At 47.0% G+C, this 17,249-nt stretch carries 14 protein-coding genes and 1 rRNA gene; 13 read left to right on the forward strand and 2 right to left on the reverse strand.

All coding sequences use genetic code 11. The annotated features are described in order from the left end of the window. The first annotated feature begins 15 nt into the window (after window positions 1-15). From ccpN to C7R94_RS14210, 7 genes are all read left to right on the forward strand, one after another. Window positions 16-660 carry a transcriptional regulator CcpN gene (gene ccpN, locus C7R94_RS14185; protein ID WP_012685777.1) on the forward strand — a complete coding sequence of 215 codons (645 nt, stop codon included), beginning with the start codon at window positions 16-18 and terminating at the stop codon, window positions 658-660. 11 nt (window positions 661-671) lie between these two features. Next, entirely contained in the window at window positions 672-1,508 is an 837-nt protein-coding gene (locus C7R94_RS14190) for a pyruvate, water dikinase regulatory protein (protein WP_047072501.1), read from the forward strand. Window positions 1,509-1,711: 203 nt separating this feature from the next. Continuing rightward, entirely contained in the window at window positions 1,712-3,586 is a 1,875-nt protein-coding gene (gene dnaG, locus C7R94_RS14195; RefSeq protein ID WP_047072499.1) for a DNA primase, read from the forward strand. A 34-nt stretch (window positions 3,587-3,620) separates the two neighbouring features. Continuing rightward, on the forward strand, window positions 3,621-4,751 hold the full coding sequence (gene rpoD / locus C7R94_RS14200; RefSeq protein ID WP_047072497.1) for an RNA polymerase sigma factor RpoD: 1,131 nt from the start codon (window positions 3,621-3,623) through the stop codon (window positions 4,749-4,751). Window positions 4,752-4,844: 93 nt separating this feature from the next. Next, a complete protein-coding gene (locus C7R94_RS14205; RefSeq protein ID WP_106782066.1) occupies window positions 4,845-5,759 on the forward strand; it encodes a hypothetical protein in 915 nt (304 codons plus the stop codon). A gap of 63 nt (window positions 5,760-5,822) precedes the next feature. Beyond that, a complete protein-coding gene (locus C7R94_RS30290) occupies window positions 5,823-5,987 on the forward strand; it encodes a hypothetical protein (protein ID WP_162837763.1) in 165 nt (54 codons plus the stop codon). A gap of 139 nt (window positions 5,988-6,126) precedes the next feature. Next, complete coding sequence (locus C7R94_RS14210) at window positions 6,127-7,266, forward strand: acyl-CoA dehydrogenase (protein ID WP_047072493.1); 1,140 nt, start codon at window positions 6,127-6,129, stop codon at window positions 7,264-7,266. Window positions 7,267-7,344: 78 nt separating this feature from the next. On the opposite strand, the gene C7R94_RS14215 is transcribed toward C7R94_RS14210, so the two are convergent. After that, window positions 7,345-8,625 (reverse strand): S8 family peptidase, encoded by a 1,281-nt coding sequence (locus C7R94_RS14215; RefSeq protein WP_106782069.1) that lies wholly within the window; start codon window positions 8,623-8,625, stop codon window positions 7,345-7,347. Window positions 8,626-9,006: 381 nt separating this feature from the next. Here C7R94_RS14215 and C7R94_RS14220 point away from each other — a divergent pair, with 381 nt between their 5' ends. From C7R94_RS14220 to C7R94_RS14240, 5 genes are all read left to right on the forward strand, one after another. After that, window positions 9,007-9,741, forward strand: a complete 735-nt coding sequence (locus C7R94_RS14220; RefSeq protein ID WP_106782071.1) for a tRNA (adenine(22)-N(1))-methyltransferase — start codon at window positions 9,007-9,009, stop codon at window positions 9,739-9,741. Next, on the forward strand, window positions 9,717-10,832 hold the full coding sequence (locus C7R94_RS14225; RefSeq protein WP_106782074.1) for a Nif3-like dinuclear metal center hexameric protein: 1,116 nt from the start codon (window positions 9,717-9,719) through the stop codon (window positions 10,830-10,832). The genes C7R94_RS14220 and C7R94_RS14225 overlap by 25 nt, the downstream gene beginning before the upstream one ends. A 56-nt stretch (window positions 10,833-10,888) precedes the next feature. Beyond that, window positions 10,889-12,889: an S-layer homology domain-containing protein gene (locus C7R94_RS14230; RefSeq protein ID WP_106782077.1), complete on the forward strand. Its 2,001-nt coding sequence runs from the start codon at window positions 10,889-10,891 to the stop codon at window positions 12,887-12,889. Continuing rightward, entirely contained in the window at window positions 12,886-14,382 is a 1,497-nt protein-coding gene (locus C7R94_RS14235; RefSeq protein ID WP_106782080.1) for a S41 family peptidase, read from the forward strand. Before C7R94_RS14230 ends, C7R94_RS14235 begins: the two co-directional genes overlap by 4 nt. A gap of 123 nt (window positions 14,383-14,505) precedes the next feature. Next, window positions 14,506-15,990: an alkaline phosphatase family protein gene (locus C7R94_RS14240; RefSeq protein WP_106782082.1), complete on the forward strand. Its 1,485-nt coding sequence runs from the start codon at window positions 14,506-14,508 to the stop codon at window positions 15,988-15,990. Here the strand turns inward: C7R94_RS14240 and C7R94_RS14245 are convergent. Then, window positions 15,944-16,624, reverse strand: coding sequence for an endonuclease/exonuclease/phosphatase family protein (locus C7R94_RS14245; protein WP_106782085.1), 681 nt, complete (start codon window positions 16,622-16,624; stop codon window positions 15,944-15,946). The genes C7R94_RS14240 and C7R94_RS14245 overlap by 47 nt on opposite strands. Window positions 16,625-16,827: 203 nt before the next feature. Here C7R94_RS14245 and C7R94_RS30295 point away from each other — a divergent pair. Further along, window positions 16,828-17,249: ribosomal RNA gene (locus C7R94_RS30295) — 16S ribosomal RNA — on the forward strand; the annotation flags it as partial.

Genomic DNA, 17,249 nt, shown 5'->3' on the forward strand with positions numbered 1-17,249 from the left:
ACAGAACCGGGGTGATTGGTCATCGAGCTTACCAAACGACAAGAGCACATCTTACAGATAGTGAAGGATGACGGACCGATAACAGGAGAGCATATTGCGGAGCGACTGAATTTGACACGCGCGACGCTGCGGCCTGATTTATCCATCCTCACAATGTCAGGATATTTAGAAGCCAGACCTCGGGTCGGGTATTTTTATGCCGGCAGACCCGCAAGCTCAGTCATAAGTGAACGGCTTCACAAGCTTCTCGTCAATGACTACAAGGCTGTACCGATCGTAGTTTCCGAATCCGCCTCGGCTTACGACGCCATCGTTACTCTCTTTTTGGAGGATGTTGGCACGTTATTCGTCGTCAATCAAAAAGGATACTTGGCTGGCGTGATCTCACGAAAAGACCTCCTGCGGGCTTCTTTAGGGAACAAGACGCTGGAGGATGTGCCGGTCAGCATTATCATGTCTAGGATGCCGAACATCATTACATGTGCACCTGATGAAACCTTGTACGCAGCCGCTAAAAAGCTGATTGATTTTCAGATTGACTCTCTGCCTGTCGTAAGGCCTAGCGAAGAAGATCCGAAGCAAATGGAGCTGTTGGGGCGCGTCACCAAGACGACGATCGCGAAAGCATTTGTAGAATTGGGGAGCGAACCGAAAGTGTAGGAGGAGAAGCGATGCAAGGTAATCAGCGAGGACAGCTCATCTATGTAGTCTCAGACTCCATCGGCGAAACGGCCGAACTTGTCGTTCGCGCAGGAGCTAGTCAGTTTGATCGATTTTTGTTTGATGTACAAAAGTATCCGTATATTGAAGACAAAGAATCGATTGACGAAATCATTGCTTCAGCAAAAGAATCGCGGGCAATGATCGTATTCACTCTGGTCATTCCGGAGCTGAATGCGTATATTACAAAACAAGCTGCTCTTCACGGAATTCCGGCTCTTGATGTTATGGGGCCTTTGATGAATACATTGCAGGGCATGTTGAAAGAGCCGCCAACAGGAAAACCGGGCTTGGTACGCCGACTGGATGAAGAGTATTTCCGCAAAGTAGACGCCATCGAGTTTGCCGTCAAATACGACGATGGACGGGACCCGCGCGGCCTGTTGCGAGCAGATGTGGTTTTGATTGGCGTTTCGCGTACTTCCAAAACGCCTCTTTCCATGTATTTGGCTAATAAACGACTTAAGGTTGCCAATGTTCCGCTTGTCCCGGAGGTAGAGCCACCGGAAGAATTGTTCCAACTGCCAGTAGAGCGATGTATCGGCCTTACTATCAATCCGGAGCAACTGAACGGCATTCGGACAGAGCGTTTGAAGGCACTGGGATTGACTGCACAAGCAAATTACGCCAATCTCGAACGAATTGCCGAAGAACTGGCCTATTCCAAGCGCATTATTGAGCGCCTCGGATGTACCGTTATCGATGTGTCCAACAAGGCAGTGGAAGAAACGGCAAACATCATTTTGGAGATGATTCGAAAAAACAATCTCCGCAATGAAAGGAAATAGGCCGAAAGAAGGATTTTGGCGTTTTTTGTAGAAAATCAATTAGCCGAGGTACTTATCATCCGTGAGTTTCTCAGCGTTTATTGCCCTTTGAAATGTGGAAAAGTAGAAAAGAAGAAAAGAAGTTTGATGTAAAGAAGGAAATTGACGAATTTTGACGAACTAAATATTCTCACGTGCGATTCTCCTTATAAAGGTGGAAAGACATGACTGGTCCCACTTCAGATGAATTTGTAAATCAAGTGCGTGCCGCTGTCGACATCGTAGACGTTGTAGGAGAGTACGTTCAACTGAGAAAAAGCGGTCGTGCCTTTCTCGGTCTATGTCCGTTTCACTCTGAAAAGAGCCCTTCCTTCAACGTAAATGCAGAGCGACAGTTTTTTCATTGCTTTGGCTGTGGAGCGGGTGGGGATATCTTTTCCTTTTTAATGAAACTGGAGCAATTGACTTTTCCAGAGGCACTGCACAAATTGGCGGAGCGTGCCGGGATAGCTGTGCCCCAGCCGCAGCAAGTAGAGGATTCACCTGAAAAACGAATGAAGCATGCGATGCAGGAAGCGCATACGTTCGTTTCACGCCTCTACCACTACGTGCTTACGAAAACCCCTTATGGCCAAGAAGCGATGAAGTATCTCGCAAAGCGTGGAATGTCTGAGGCGACAATAGCCGAATACCAAATCGGATTCGCCCCGGATTCCTGGGATTTCGTGACGCAGCAGTTGACAAAGCGGGGATTTTCACAGGAATTGATGGTGGAAGCAGGGCTTTTGGCCAGGAGCGATGCAGGAAAAATCTTTGATCGCTTTCGAGGTCGTATCATGTTTCCGATCCAGGATTCCCAAGGTAACGTCATCGGATTTGGCGGGCGCTTACTGCAAGGATCGAAGCCCAATTCCAACCAAAAGTCTCAACCCAAGTATCTGAATAGCCCGGAAAGCCTTTTGTTCAACAAAAGTGCTACGCTGTTTAATCTTCATCGTGCGCGCCCCATTATTAGAAAGAGAAAAGAGGCGCTGCTGTTTGAAGGATATGTCGATGTCATATCGGCATGGCAGGCGGGTTTTATGCAAGGTATTGCCACTTTGGGAACAGCCTTGACGGAGCAGCAGGCCAGGATTCTTCGTCGCAATACGGAGTCAGTCGTACTCTGTTATGACGGAGATGCTGCAGGACAAGAAGCAACGAGCAAAGCGATTCACGTTTTGCAGCAAGCCGGTTTGATCGTTCGAGTTGCTCCACTTCCACAAGGAGTGGACCCGGATGATTACATCCGCCAGCATGGGGCTGAAGCATTTTCCCAGCAGGTATTGTTACAGGCGATGCCAATTACGGCTTTCCGTCTGAAACATTTGCGCAGTCAGTTCGTAATAAAAGATGAGACGGACAAAGCTCGCTTCATCGCGAAGGCGGTTGAGATCATCAACGAGCTCAGCAGCCCGGTGGAACGGGACATGTACCAACGGCAATTGGCTGAAGAATACTCCCTTACTCTCGGTGATCTCAAATGGGAGTCCAAACGCGCCTACAATCAGCAAAAAAGTGAGCGCCAAAGGGATAAAGTGACGCCAGCATGGAATAATAGTATAAATAATGGCAAAGTTACGCTCGCGAAAACATTGCCACCCGCTTATCACACGGCTGAGCGCATGCTGCTTTACTACATGATGCGGAACGAAGAAATAGCCGCCCGCGTCCAACAGGAATGCAGTGCCCACTTTCAGGTGGATGAACACGATGCGCTGGCTGCCTACCTGTACGCCTACTATGCAGAGGGAAACCCGGAAGACCCTGGAAAGTTTATACATTATGTGCAAGACGATTTGTTAAAGCAATTAGCCTCGGGATTGGCCATGATGGAGTGCAACAACGACGTATCTGAGTTAGAGATCGGTGACTACATCAAACAAGTGAATAACTACCCGAAGCGTGCCGAGTTGGAACGATTGCGCGATGAGCAGCGGAGCTTACACCTCCAAGCGGCCGCAGCGGACAGCGAGGATGCGCGCAAACAACTTGAACTTCAAGCAGCCGTTACAGGGATGAAGATTCTTGAATTGGAAAATGCTTTAAAAGAAGGGTAGCTTCAGATCATTCCCGGGGAAGGAGGGAAAGTAGATGAACAAGCAAAATATCACTTCCGACATGGAAGCAATGTCCATCGAACAAGTGAAGGAACAGTTGGTCGAATTAGGCAAGAAACGCGGCGTTTTGTCGTATAAAGAAATTACGGATCGCCTGGCAGGTTTTGAGCAGGATTCTGATCAAATGGATGAGTTTTTTGAATATCTTGGTGATCAAGGCATTGAGATTAACAACAATGAGAATGAAGATGACGACGATGAAGTCGATCAAATGATCATCAAGGACGAGGACAACGAAGAATTTGATTTCGACGATCTCTCCGTTCCGCCTGGAATTAAGATCAATGACCCTGTACGAATGTATCTGAAGGAAATTGGTCGAGTTCCTCTGCTCTCCGCAGAAGAGGAGATTAAACTGGCACAGCGAATTGAACAAGGTGATGAGGAAGCCAAAAGACGTCTGGCTGAGGCGAACTTGCGATTGGTTGTATCGATTGCGAAGCGCTATGTAGGTCGTGGCATGCTATTCCTCGACTTGATTCAAGAAGGGAACATGGGTCTGATTAAAGCGGTGGAAAAGTTTGACTATCGCAAAGGCTACAAGTTCAGTACGTATGCGACCTGGTGGATTCGCCAAGCAATTACCCGTGCCATTGCAGACCAGGCTAGAACGATCCGAATTCCGGTTCATATGGTGGAAACGATCAATAAATTAATCCGCGTTTCCCGTCAGCTTCTGCAAGAGCTAGGTCGTGAACCTATGCCAGAAGAAATCGCTGAAAAAATGGATCTCACTCCGGAAAAAGTTCGGGAAATCATGAAGATTGCTCAAGAACCAGTTTCCTTGGAGACTCCAATTGGGGAAGAAGACGACTCCCACTTAGGCGATTTCATTGAGGATCAGGATGCATTGGAGCCATCTGATGCAGCTGCCTATGAACTTTTGAAAGAACAGTTGGAAGACGTTTTGGATACATTAACAGACCGTGAAGAAAATGTACTGCGTCTGCGTTTTGGATTAGATGACGGTCGTACACGGACATTAGAAGAAGTAGGGAAAGTGTTTGGCGTAACCCGTGAACGGATTCGTCAGATCGAAGCAAAAGCGCTTCGCAAATTGCGTCATCCGAGTAGAAGTAAACGCTTAAAAGATTTCTTGGAATAACCGATATAAGTAGTATGTGGCCTACGTTAGCCGACGTAGGCTTTTCTTATTCGTGAAGGTAAACACTTTTTGTCGTAGTTAGGAGGGGCCGCGTTGGACGACCAGCGCAAGCGCACGATCATCGCCGAAATTGAAAACTGGCGGCGCAACCATTTACTGCCTGAACATTACTGCATCTTCTTGTTAAATCTGTATACAGAAGGGGATCGGCCAAATACACCGGCGTCCGCGGGCGGGAATGAGCGAATGGGATCGGCACCGGGTATGCTGTCAGGAAAAGTCAATTCAACATCATCAGTCACAAATTCATACGCACCTAGAACTGTCTCTCCAGTGACGGGGAAAATGGTAATGGCATGGCTCCTCGGTGCCTTTGTCATTGCTGGTTTGATCTTACTTGCTTTTCATTTTAACCGTTTTCAAACCCCAATGCAAATTACCATCTTTGCCTGTTTCGCTCTTGTTTTCTATATTCTGGGACTTGTTTATCGAAGATCGGCCCCGCCATTGACGCATTTATTCCTGGCTTTGTCTTTCGTGATCTTGATCGCGGGGGGCGTCTATTGTATCCAAAAATTGGATGGGAGCATGCCGTTTATCCTGTTCTATTTAGGCTTCGTTTGCATGTTACTGTGCATCAGCGCAATTGTTTTCGGCTATGCTTATTTGCTCTATGCAGGGTTACTGGGTTTGGCCATCTTGTACGGCATTACAACCGTTCATCGGGTAGAGATGGACTATACATGGTGGAAATCGGAGTTGTACTGGGTACCGCTTGCGTGCTTACTCACAGGTATGGGCTTCTTGATGAATAAGGCCAATGCGAAATGGGCCGGGGTATTTGCTGTATGTGGACTTGCCTTTTTCTTTGGTGCAGAGATACAGGCTCTGTATATTCCAGCAGCGAAGCGGGATATGATTCAATTGCTGTTGTTCATTAAGGTATTCATCGCGTCAACTTTGTTCTTCTTCACACGTGGATATTGGTATGCTTGGTTGCGGCTGTAAGGCTCGTTTTCCTCTCGCTGCATATCTGCTACAATTTCAGAAGAGCGCAAACGGGGTGAATAGATGAACAACAAGTGGAAAGTATTAATCGGTATTTTGCTGGCGGCTTTTTTTCTGAGTGGAGAAACAGTGGCCAAATTTATGGGTGTACATACATACAGCATCGGTTTCATAGCAGCATCTGTATCTTTTTTGGGAGCGATTTTATTAGGAGCACGCCGATCATAGGCGTGTTTTTTTTGAAAAATTACCACATGAATCCAAAATCGTGGTGTATAATGGTAAGAGTATTCTGAACAAACGCTCAGTCAAAATTGTGTGTTTCTTGCTAGTTCTTTACTAAAGCGTTTTCAAGGGGGCAACGATTATGAACTTCGATTTGACTTCAGAACAACAAATGTTGAAAAAAATGATACGCGAATTTGCTGATGAGGTAGTGGCACCAGGAGCAGATGAGCGCGATCAAACTAAACAATTCCCTGTCGAAATATTCAAGCAGATGAGCGAACTGAACTTGATGGGTCTTCCATTCTCTGAAAAATACGGGGGTGCCGGAGCTGATTCCACGAGTTTTGCGATTGTTGTAGAAGAGCTTAGTCGTGCATGTGGCTCTACAGGAATCACGTATTCGGCGCATATCTCGTTAGGTGGCGCACCACTGGCTTTGTTTGGAACGGAAGAGCAAAAGCTGAACTATTTAAGCAAAATCTGTTCCGGCGAAAGCCTTGGCGCGTTTGGCTTGACGGAACCGAATGCAGGGTCTGACGCAGGTGGAACGAGGACGAATGCGGTCTTGGCTGACGGGGAATGGACGATTAACGGCTCAAAATGCTTCATTACCAATGCCTCCTATGCTTCGTTTCTCGCCTTGACAGCTGTGACTGACAAAGATCAGGGCTCACGCGGTATTACTGCTTTTATCGTTCCGACAGATGCACCGGGTTTTCAAGTGCTGGCGAACTATGAAAAGCTCGGCTTGCACAGCTCTAATACAACTGAGCTCGTTCTTGAAAATGTCCGGGTGCCAGAGGGAAACGTTCTTGGCAAGCGGGGCGAGGGCTTCAAGCAGTTCCTCATTACACTTGATGGTGGGCGAATTGGGATCGGAGCGATGGCAGTAGGGATTGCACAGGCTGCCTACGACAAGGCGTTGCAATACTCCAAGCAGCGTACGGCTTTTGGTAATTCCTTGAGTCATTTTCAAGCGATCCAGCACAAGCTGGCGGATATGGCAATGCAAATAGAGCTGGCAAGAACGATGGTGTATAAAGCAGCGTGGCTGAAGGATCATGGTCGCAAATTTACGAAAGAAGCGGCAATGGCAAAATTGTATGCTTCGGAGATTGCCATGTCTGCTACTCATCAGGCTATTCAGATTCACGGTGGCTATGGTTATATGCGGGAGTATCAGGTAGAACGATTTTTCCGCGATGCCCGGCTGTTAGAGATCGGCGAAGGTACATCAGAGATTTTGCGTAATGTCATCGCAAGAGAAATCGGTTGCTAGTCTTTCCGTGTTTGAAAACGAAAGAGCATGACTGCCAGCGTAAACTGACAGCCATCGCTCTTTTTTGTTTTCGACTTTTTATTGATCGCCAGGTTGTACAGTTGGGAATCCAAATCCACTAGCAATATCGTCTCCTAAAGCAGCGTTTGAGCCACCTTTGATGTCATTACCTTTCGCGCGTTTTTGCAATTCTACGCGAACATTTTGGTAGCTCCAAGATGGATTGGAAGCCCAGATTTTTGCAGCCAAACCTGAAATATGTGGAGTTGCCATGGAGGTTCCGCTAATGGAGTTATAGCCTCCGTTATTCCATGTAGATTGAATAGCGCGTCCTGGTGCTGATACTTCCACATCGCGCTCTTGAATCACGTAGTCCCCCGCTTGCCCGCTCTTGCCACGAGAAGAGAAGTCAGCCACACGGTAGGTTCCGTTTTGTTGAACATTCTCTAACGCTGCTACGGCGACTGTATTCACTAATGCTCCAGGGTAGCCAATGCTATTCACTGTCGGTCCAGAGTTACCAGCCGCAGCGACGACTAATACACCTTTTTGGTTTGCATAAGTGATGGCACTTTCCATAAGGGTGCTCTTACCGCTAGAGCCAAGGGACATAGAGACGATCGTTTTTACGCCTAATTGAGCGGACTGGTCAGCAGCGTAACGAATTGCGTAGGCAATGTCATCCTCATAGCCGGAGCCTGAGTCATCCAATACTTTATAAGCCCATAGCTTTGCCTCTGGTGCTACTCCATAAATACCTGCACCACCGCCGCCGTTAGCGAGAACAGTTCCGGCGACGTGCGTTCCATGACCATGCGCATCATTGCAAGCACCGGTAACAACAGGAGAAGAAGCTTGCGTGAAATCGTTGCACTGCTCTGCGTTAGCGGTTAGGTCCGGGTGCTGCGTATACACGCCAGTATCCAGGACAGCAACACGAACATCAGCACCGCCAGTCGTAGCGGAGAGGGATTGGTTCTTATAGATTGCTTTAATTCCCCACGGAACTACTGCCGCAGGAGAGAACTCTGGCTCGCTTGCCTGATCTTCTTCTATATACTCAGCGATCTTTAATTTTTGCAATACGGTAACTTTTACATTGGGATCGCTTTTCAGTTGGTCAAGTTGATCACTATTTACATCGAGGGTAAAGCCATCTTCACCAAAATCATGGCGTACTTCCAAAGGTCCAGCAAAATAACCAGTTCTCACATCCGAATCTGACTGAATTAATACCCGTTCAGTTTCAAATTCATTGAATGAATCGTTACTTGCTGCCCCCACACCTGTGAAGACACTCATCACTAGTGCCGATGAGAGTAATCCCATTCCCCACCACTTGCCGGTTCTTTTTTTCATACTGTTCTCCTCCTTGAAAGATATTTAGTTTATGTAGTTCGTGATGTTCATGGCGTTAATATACATATCTGTAAAAAATTTGTAAATATTTATTTATTAAAATAAAGTTCATAATTCAGTAAAAATTAAGTTAAATTACATAAAATGCTAAAAAACAACGCCATATTTAAAAAAATTGCTTGTTATTCCGAACATTACATCCAGCGTACGACCACCTGAAGCTTCCTGACTACCACACAAGGTCCCTCTTACTTGCCATATCTCTGTTGGGTGCAACAGCGAGGATTTTGTCGTTCTTTGCTGAGCATCTGTTAGGGATTTAGCATTTCGCAATTGCTGCCAAATAGGGTAGAATAGAGGCAACGGAAGGTGAGTATACAGATGACATCAGTATCAATATCCAAGCGGCTACAAACGATTGCCCGCTATTGTCCAGAAGGAGCCCGCGTCGCCGACATCGGGTCGGATCATGCGTTGTTGGCTTCTTATTTGCTTGTAAAAGGAATTGCTTCTTTCGTGATCGCAGGCGAATTGAATGAAGGGCCTTTTCAAGCGGCACAAAAACAAATACATACTTTGCAGGTAAAAGACCGCGCTTCGGTGCGTAAAGGAAACGGGCTCGCGGTAGTACAGCCTGGCGAAGCAGATGTGATCTGCATTGCTGGAATGGGCGGACAACTGATCGTTTCCATTTTGGAAGCAGGAAAAGACAAACTTGAAGGTGTGCAACGCCTGATTCTGCAACCAAACGTAGGGGAAGAAGCGGTTCGTCTGTGGATGATAGAGAATGGTTGGCAGTTAATTGCGGAGTCCATTTTGCAGGAAGACGGCGTAATTTATGAGATTCTCGTCGCAGAACGAGGCAATCCTACCTTGCCTTATGAGGGCAAAGACCGTACACAGCAAGAGCTCCTTCGCATTGGTCCATTTCTTTGGGAGGAAAAATCAGAGGTTTTACAAGAGAAGTGGCTGCATGAGCAAGAAAAATGGCAAAAGGTCATCGTTCAGTTAAAGCGTTCGGACAAGCCGGAAGCAGCAGAACGAATTAAAGAAATCGAAGCAGAAGTAAAATGGATCGATGAGGTGATCGCATGCTTGCGCACGGGCAAACAGTAATCCAATATGTAGAACGTCTGGCGCCAAAATCGTTGGCGATGGAAGGCGACAAGATTGGTCTTCATGTAGGCACCTTGCAAAAAAAGGTGAAAAAAGTGATGGTCGCACTAGACGTGCTTGAATCTGTTGTGGATGAAGCAATTGCAGAGGGTGTAGACCTGATTGTGGCTCACCATGCTGTCATTTATCGACCACTGAAACACCTCCGGACGGATCTAGCCGCAGGACGTGTGTTTGAAAAGCTGATCAAGCACGATATTGCGGTATACACAGCCCATACCAATTTGGATGTTGCGTATGGGGGAATGAACGATTGGCTCGCAGAAGCGGTTGGACTCACTGATGTAGATGTATTAGATGTTCTTTCACGAGAGGCTTGGAAGAAGCTCGTCGTATTCGTACCTGCTACCCATAGGGAGGCAGTGTTTTCCGCACTTGCTGAAGCCGGTGCAGGGCATGTAGGTAACTATAGCCACTGTTCTTTTCAGACAGAAGGCACTGGAACCTTTTTACCAGAGGTAGGAACGAATCCTTATATCGGTTCGACAGGACAACTGGAAAAAGCAGAGGAAGTTCGCATCGAAATGATTGTGCCTGCGTCCAAGCAATCGGCTGCCGTCAAAGCAATGCTTGCTGCCCATCCTTACGAAGAAGTCGCCTATGACATCATTCCTTTAGAGCAGTCTGGAACGGTATACGGAATTGGGCGTATTGGTAATCTGCCTGCACCACTGACGCTCCGTGAGTTTGCTTTGCTCGTCAAGGAACGTTTTTCCCTCCATGGTCTACGCGTAGTTGGTGACTTGGATGCGACAGTGAAAAAAGTAGCAGTAGTAGGTGGTGACGGTAGCTCCTTTGTTTCCAAAGCCATTTTTAAAGGTGCGGATGTTTATTTAACAGGAGACATTGGTTATCACACCGCACACGATGCGCAAGCAGAAGGCTTGTCGATCGTAGATGCTGGTCACAATATCGAAAAAATCATGAAGGAAAAGCTCGCAACCATCTTGCTCGAACAATTGAAGGCAAATGGTTACGAAACAGAGGTTATTCCTTCGCGCGTGCACACAGATCCGTTCCAGTTTGTTTAAGACGTAGCAGGACTAACCTTTTGTTTCCTGCCAGATGAAGTGTAGGAGGATTTTATGTGCAAAAACTAATCCGGACGATTTCTTGTGGATTACTGACATTAAGCTTACTCACCCCCGGCGTCGCATCAGCGGCTGGGGGCTTATTGCCATACAATGACATCAGCAAGCATTGGGCGAGAAAAGCAATCATTCAAGGTGTGCAGCTCGGTTTGTTTGAGGCTGGTCCTAATGTTCCGAAGTTTTACCCAAATCGTGACATGACGCGTGCGGAATTTCTTGTTATGGTTGATCGTCTTTATTACGGTGGGCAGTATCAGATCTATCCGCTTACTTTCTTATCCGAGCATTCGGAGTGGGCACGGGCAGAAGGTTTTCAGGAACCGTATTTGCCGTATAAAGATGTTGATCGCCTGACGTGGATGTACAAACCAACGCTTCGCATTTCCACGATCTTGGATAGATTGTACGGCCCAAATGCGATTCAGTATATTTTTCCTGGTGAGATGATGAAGCCGAATCAGCCGATCACCAACGAAGAAGCTGCCAAGATATTGCAAATGTTCACCATGTCCCCAGATAGTAAAAATGCTTGGGAAGAAGTGCGTTCCTGGGGATGGCTAGATGGAGAAAAAACGGATCGGGTGAAGAGGGGAGATGCTGCAGTCGCAGCTGATCGCATGGTGAATTATTTCCTTCAGGATGGAATCATGCCTTTGTTGGATTACGACGGGAAAAAGTTTCCGATGGTCCCGGATATCGATGAGGTATTGCCGTTATTCGCAACCTATGTAGATCCTAAAACAACAGAAGAACAGATTTATGTAGATGCGGCTGCCGCTATTCGCAGTAGAAATGATAGTGACGAGACATTTGAACAGTTACGCAAGCTGGCCGATTCCTCTTTCCCGAATCAAGTCGGTGTTCACTATTTATTGAGCTGGAATCCTGAAACACCGATTGAAACCAATTTGGATGAAGCTTTTCTTGCTATCGACGCTTATTTAGAAGACAGAATCATTCTCCCGGACACACTCCGGGTATTGAGTGCCAATGTATATGATATTGCCCTGCAGCTTGGGAGCAAGGATCAAAGTCAATACAAAAAAGTGCTCGACCGACTGAGTGCTTATGATCAAAAAGTGAAGCGGAATTCCAAAGAATGGGAATCGCTCGCCATCTATATGGGGGCACTAGAAATCAGGAGTGGTCAGGTAGACCTGGCATTGGCACGATACCAGCAATTTGCCGACAGGAGCCCAGAGGCCTTGTTGAATACTTCCTATTACTATTTGCAGGAAGGACGTATGCAGGAAGCAGAAGAAATTCTTGCTACGATGAAGCCGAAAGCGTCAGACAGCAGAATGAATCAGCTGCACAAAATGTTGCGTCAAGAGTTTGCATCTTTAAAAGATCAGCCAGCTATTATTTCTGATTTGGGATACTCTTTGCGCCAGTTGGACAATGCCGACACCTACCAAATAAAAGGGGAAGCGGTGTTGAGCGGATTGACATTCTCATACACGCAGGATGTTAACAAGGAAAAACAAATAAGCAGAGTAACCGGCTTTTATCAATCTCCGCAAAAACTAATATCAGACAAGCTGCTCGCCTATACAGATGGGAAAATAAACACGCAATACTCGTACGATACGGATCAGCAGACATGGGGCAAGAGTAGAACGGATAAAGTTGACTTTTTGCACGAGTGGATTGGTGCTGTCAAGGTAGCCGATCGTGCCAAGGAGCTCCATGCTCGCTACTACAAGCAATCGTACGGGAACTACGATGTCATTACGGAATGGATTCCTGGCTCCATGCTGGTAGAGAAATCCAAGGGAATTTCGCTCGGACAAGGAAAAGTAAAAGACGTTCCCTTGTTCATGAACAAGTATTATATTGATCGAGTTAGCGACCAAATTGTCAAACATACGTGGCGTTACGAAGAAATTTATGAGAATGACGAATACGCAGCCTATTCGGGTACCGACCATTACGATTTTACAAGCAATGTTGCATTCTCAATACCTGATGATGTTCGAAAAGAGGTGGCGCCATGAAGCGAATTAGTCAATGGGCAGTAGCAACTGTCCTGCTACTCACAACTGTTCTTCCTGTGCAAGCTGCAGAGTTTCCTTACGAAGAAACAGAAGAAGTGTTCCAGCACGTCATGGAGAGCCACTTGAGCAAACCGGCAGCCAAGCAATTGGTAAAAGGGGCTCTAGAGGTGGTCAGTGAGCAGGCCAAACAGAAAAAACAGGTTCAGTTCGAAGTTTCAGAAGAAGATGACACCTGGGACGAGTTGGAATTGAGGCTTGCAGAATGGCAAAAGAAAGGCGGGTTTGATGCGCCAACGATGAACACCTGGGCGATTGATGGAATGCTCTCCACGCTCAATGACCCGCACAGTGTATTTTTTACCCAAGATGAATTGCGTCTGTTCCAATCTGATGTTGAGAATCAATTTGTCGGATTTGGCTTTCGTCTGCGGCGACAAAATGACCATATTATCATCCGCGAAATCGTTCCGAATTCTCCAGCAGCAGCATCTCCTTTGCAACGAGGCGATCAATTGATCAAAGTCAATGAGACTTTGCTGGCCGGAAAGACTTTTGAAGAAGCGTATGCTTATTTGAGGGGTAACGAAGGCACTGAAGCCGTTCTTACTGTGTACCGTCCATCTGACAAACGGGAGCACCAGGTAAAGCTGAAGCGTGCCTCCATGACCTTGCCAGAAGCGGAAGGACAGATGTTTACAAAAGGCGCGGTTGGCTATATCAGTCTTGAAACTTTCGGATCAGAAGGAGCCATCCAAGTAAGAGATAAGCTAGCTGAACTTTCCCGTGTGCAAAAACCGTTGTCTGGATTGGTATTAGATCTGCGGGATAATGGCGGGGGATACTTGTCCACAGCGCGGGACATCGCGAGCCTCTTTATGGAAGAAGGCTTGCTCATGTATACCACGAATCGCAATGGGGTAGAGGTAGAGACGTGGGTACGAAATGGGCAGGATATCGGCATTCCAGTGCGAATTTTGGTAAATGGCGGAACAGCTTCGGCATCTGAGCTGTTGTCAGGTGCGCTGCGTGATCATGGCATCGCCAAACTTGTGGGTACCAAGACATATGGAAAAGGGAGTGCCCAACAGGTTATTCCGTTATCGGACGGTGACGCACTCAAGCTTACACTGAATGAATATTTTACGCCTAAGCATACCGTGGTGAATCACGTAGGGCTTCAGCCGGATATGGTTGTAGAGGATTATGGAGCACAAGTAGTAGAAGCTCTCCATTCATTGAACGTCAATACGTGGGAACTGAGTGACGCAGAAGGCGACACGGTCATCAATGGAATCCCATTCCCTACGGTGGACCCTCTCTTTAAACAAACGGCTCAAGGGCTGCAAATCCGAGCTGCTGTACTCTCGCATTTGCTGGCTGATCCGTCCGTTGGCGAAAAAGATTATGTGGCGCTTGCTCCGTATTTGAAGAAGTACCCTGCACTGAAACTGCAAACAAAAAATGGTGTCAACGTTCTTACATTTACTTCGTGAGCATGGTCCCTGTCGCTTTTGGCGAGCAGGGGCTTTTTCTTTTCCAGGCGTATACTCGGTAATGGAAAATCGAACACTATCAAGTGCGACTATGACTATTACGACGAGAAGGGTGGCAGCCGAATGAAAAAGGTCATACTTTTCCTGATCGACTCCATGATGCCTGATGTTCTGGAGCGATGCATTGCTGCCAATAAAGCACCGGTGCTTCGGTTTTTCATGGAGCATAGCCAGTACATACCAGATTGTGTGACCGTTTTCCCTACGATGACGGCTTCGATAGATTGCTCCCTCATTACGGGAGTTTACCCCGATCAGCACAAAGTACCGGGGTTAGTTTGGTATGATGCGGAGCAGAAAAAGATGGTGAACTATATTAATGGGGTCGCTTCTATTCGAAAAATAGGGATTTCGAGCTGTGGCGGAAATGTCCTTTTTGATTTGAATGAACGTCATCTGAGCAAGGATGTTAAAACCATTCATGAGGTACTGGAAGAAAACCATCTCGTATCCGGTTCCATCAATGTTATCGCCCATCGCGGACATAAGCAGCATAAGGTGAAAATGCCACGTTTGCTTGATGCACTCACATCCTTTTCCCTGCGAGAGCATGTGAGTGGTCCAACGATTATGAGTATGGGGACGCTGGTGAACCCGGCATTATTTCGTACCGTCCCATGGAATTTCTCCCAATCCGCTTTGGAAGGCTACGGAATTAATGATACATATGCAATCGATGTTATGATTGAGGTGATACGCAGCGGCAAGCAGCCACATTTTACGCTGGTCTATCTGCCAGAGAATGATCATAAACTCCACAATTCCCCGGAGGATGCCGTACAGCACTTGGCAGATGTGGACAAGCAATTGGCTCGTTTGCTGGATAGCTTCTCATCATGGGAGCAAATGCTGGAGAGAAACGTATGCATTTTGATCAGTGATCATGGACAAACCGTCATTGGAGAAAGTGAAGACCACAATATTTCGCTGGATCATCTCCTTGCGAATTTTTCGATCCATGCGCTTGGTACCGATGTAACACCAGAAGTGGAAGTGGTCATTTGCAATAATGAGCGTATGACCTTTCTGTATCCAGTGAATGGTACGGATCCAATTTCTATTGTAGAAGCGGTAAGTGTGGAAGAAAGAATTGATTTGATTGCTTGGAAAGAGGGCGAGAAGGTAAAGGTGCGTCGGGGCGGAACACAACAGGAAATGTGTTTTTGGCGAAACGGGGAGTATCAAGATGCGTACGGTTCTTCATGGTCCGTTGAAGGAGACGTTTCTGTGCTGGATGTGCAATATGATGGAGAGTGTCTTTCTTTTGATACATACCCGGATGCGTTTTCTCGACTATATGGGGCGCTGTTCTCGCAGGCTGTTGACGTGGTAGTTGTTACTGCTGCCGAGAGCTATGAATTTTTATCGGAATGTGCTCCCACGCATTTAGGTGGAGGAAGTCACGGATCATTGCATAAGCAAGATTCGCTGATTCCGTTAGTGATTGCGGGTGCTTCGGGGATGTTTCCGCTCCCGGCAAGACTGGTAGATGTCAAAGACTTTATTCTCCGTGAGCTGGGGATTCCGTCAGCCTCAAATCCGCAATGACCGGGACGTGATCGGACCAATTGACAGGTAGCAGCTCGTAGTGCTCAATATTCCAGTGATGCGAAACAAAAATATAGTCCAGACGTCGGCGGAAGGCAGGAAGCGTTGGTTTTTTTTCCTGACCTGAGACAAGAGCACAGTCCATCAGGTGTGGAGTAAAGGACACATTACTCGCGTTGAAATCCCCCATTAGGAGTAATGGGGTTTTTACGTGTTGTTGTATCAATGTCGACATGAGCTGTAGCTGTGCTAGTCTGCTTATTTGATTTAAGCTGCAGTGTGTAACACAAAGCGTAATCGTACTACCGAATCCCTGGAAGGTTGCATACAGGAGGGTTCGTTGTTCTTTTCTGGCTGGTAAAACGATAGCATCGACATTTTCAAGCGGGTACTTTGATAGCAGTGCATTGCCGTAATACCCATCTCCTATCGAGATCGAAGGGGAAAAGGCCAGGTGATATTGTAATTGATCAGCGATGTAGCTCGCTTGATACCCATACTTCCCGTTTTGGTGGACTTCCTGAAGACCGATGATGTCTGGTTGCAAGCCCTTTAAAGTAAGAGTCATTTCGTTCAGACGTTTTCGCCACCAGAGGTCACGGCCGCTATGAATGTTGTAGCTGACCACACGCATCCTTGTTCACTTCCTTTGTTTTGACGTCATTTTTAAACTTATTTAGTTTTCCCTATTGCATTAGGTTTTAGTCTATGCTATATTAAAAAGCGTCGCCTCTGCTTGAGGCGCAGATGGAATGAAATGCTCCTTGAAAACCGGAATAGAATTAATCTGTGAAAATAAGCTTGTGTTTTACTTGAAGTCAGATTCATCTTCAAACTTTATTGGAGAGTTTGATCCTGGCTCAGGACGAACGCTGGCGGCGTGCCTAATACATGCAAGTCGAGCGAGTCTCTTCGGAGGCTAGCGGCGGACGGGTGAGTAACACGTAGGCAACCTGCCTCTCAGACTGGGATAACATAGGGAAACTTATGCTAATACCGGATAGGTTTTTGGATCGCATGATTCGAAAAGAAAAGGCGGCTTCGGCTGTCACTGGGAGATGGGCCTGCGGCGCATTAGCTAGTTGGTGGGGTAACGGCCTACCAAGGCGACGATGCGTAGCCGACCTGAGAGGGTGACCGGCCACACTGGGACTGAGACACGGCCCAGACTCCTACGGGAGGCAGCAGTAGGGAATTTTCCACAATGGACGAAAGTCTGATGGAGCAACGCCGCGTGAACGATGAAGGTCTTCGGATGG

The sequence above is a fragment of the Brevibacillus sp. NRRL NRS-603 genome, from assembly GCF_003013445.1.
Lineage (GTDB): Bacteria > Bacillota > Bacilli > Brevibacillales > Brevibacillaceae > Brevibacillus > Brevibacillus formosus.

Bases quoted from the DNA above. Each gene is read 5' to 3' on its own strand.
- C7R94_RS14190 (WP_047072501.1), top strand. From the start codon at position 672: ATGCAAGGTAATCAGCGAGGACAGCTCATCTATGTAGTCTCAGACTCC.
- dnaG (WP_047072499.1), top strand. From the start codon at position 1,712: ATGACTGGTCCCACTTCAGATGAATTTGTAAATCAAGTGCGTGCCGCT.
- rpoD (WP_047072497.1), top strand. From the start codon at position 3,621: ATGAACAAGCAAAATATCACTTCCGACATGGAAGCAATGTCCATCGAA.
- C7R94_RS30290 (WP_162837763.1), top strand. From the start codon at position 5,823: ATGAACAACAAGTGGAAAGTATTAATCGGTATTTTGCTGGCGGCTTTT.
- C7R94_RS14210 (WP_047072493.1), top strand. From the start codon at position 6,127: ATGAACTTCGATTTGACTTCAGAACAACAAATGTTGAAAAAAATGATA.
- C7R94_RS14215 (WP_106782069.1), bottom strand. From the start codon at position 8,625: ATGAAAAAAAGAACCGGCAAGTGGTGGGGAATGGGATTACTCTCATCG.
- C7R94_RS14220 (WP_106782071.1), top strand. From the start codon at position 9,007: ATGACATCAGTATCAATATCCAAGCGGCTACAAACGATTGCCCGCTAT.
- C7R94_RS14225 (WP_106782074.1), top strand. From the start codon at position 9,717: ATGCTTGCGCACGGGCAAACAGTAATCCAATATGTAGAACGTCTGGCG.
- C7R94_RS14235 (WP_106782080.1), top strand. From the start codon at position 12,886: ATGAAGCGAATTAGTCAATGGGCAGTAGCAACTGTCCTGCTACTCACA.
- C7R94_RS14240 (WP_106782082.1), top strand. From the start codon at position 14,506: ATGAAAAAGGTCATACTTTTCCTGATCGACTCCATGATGCCTGATGTT.
- C7R94_RS14245 (WP_106782085.1), bottom strand. From the start codon at position 16,624: ATGCGTGTGGTCAGCTACAACATTCATAGCGGCCGTGACCTCTGGTGG.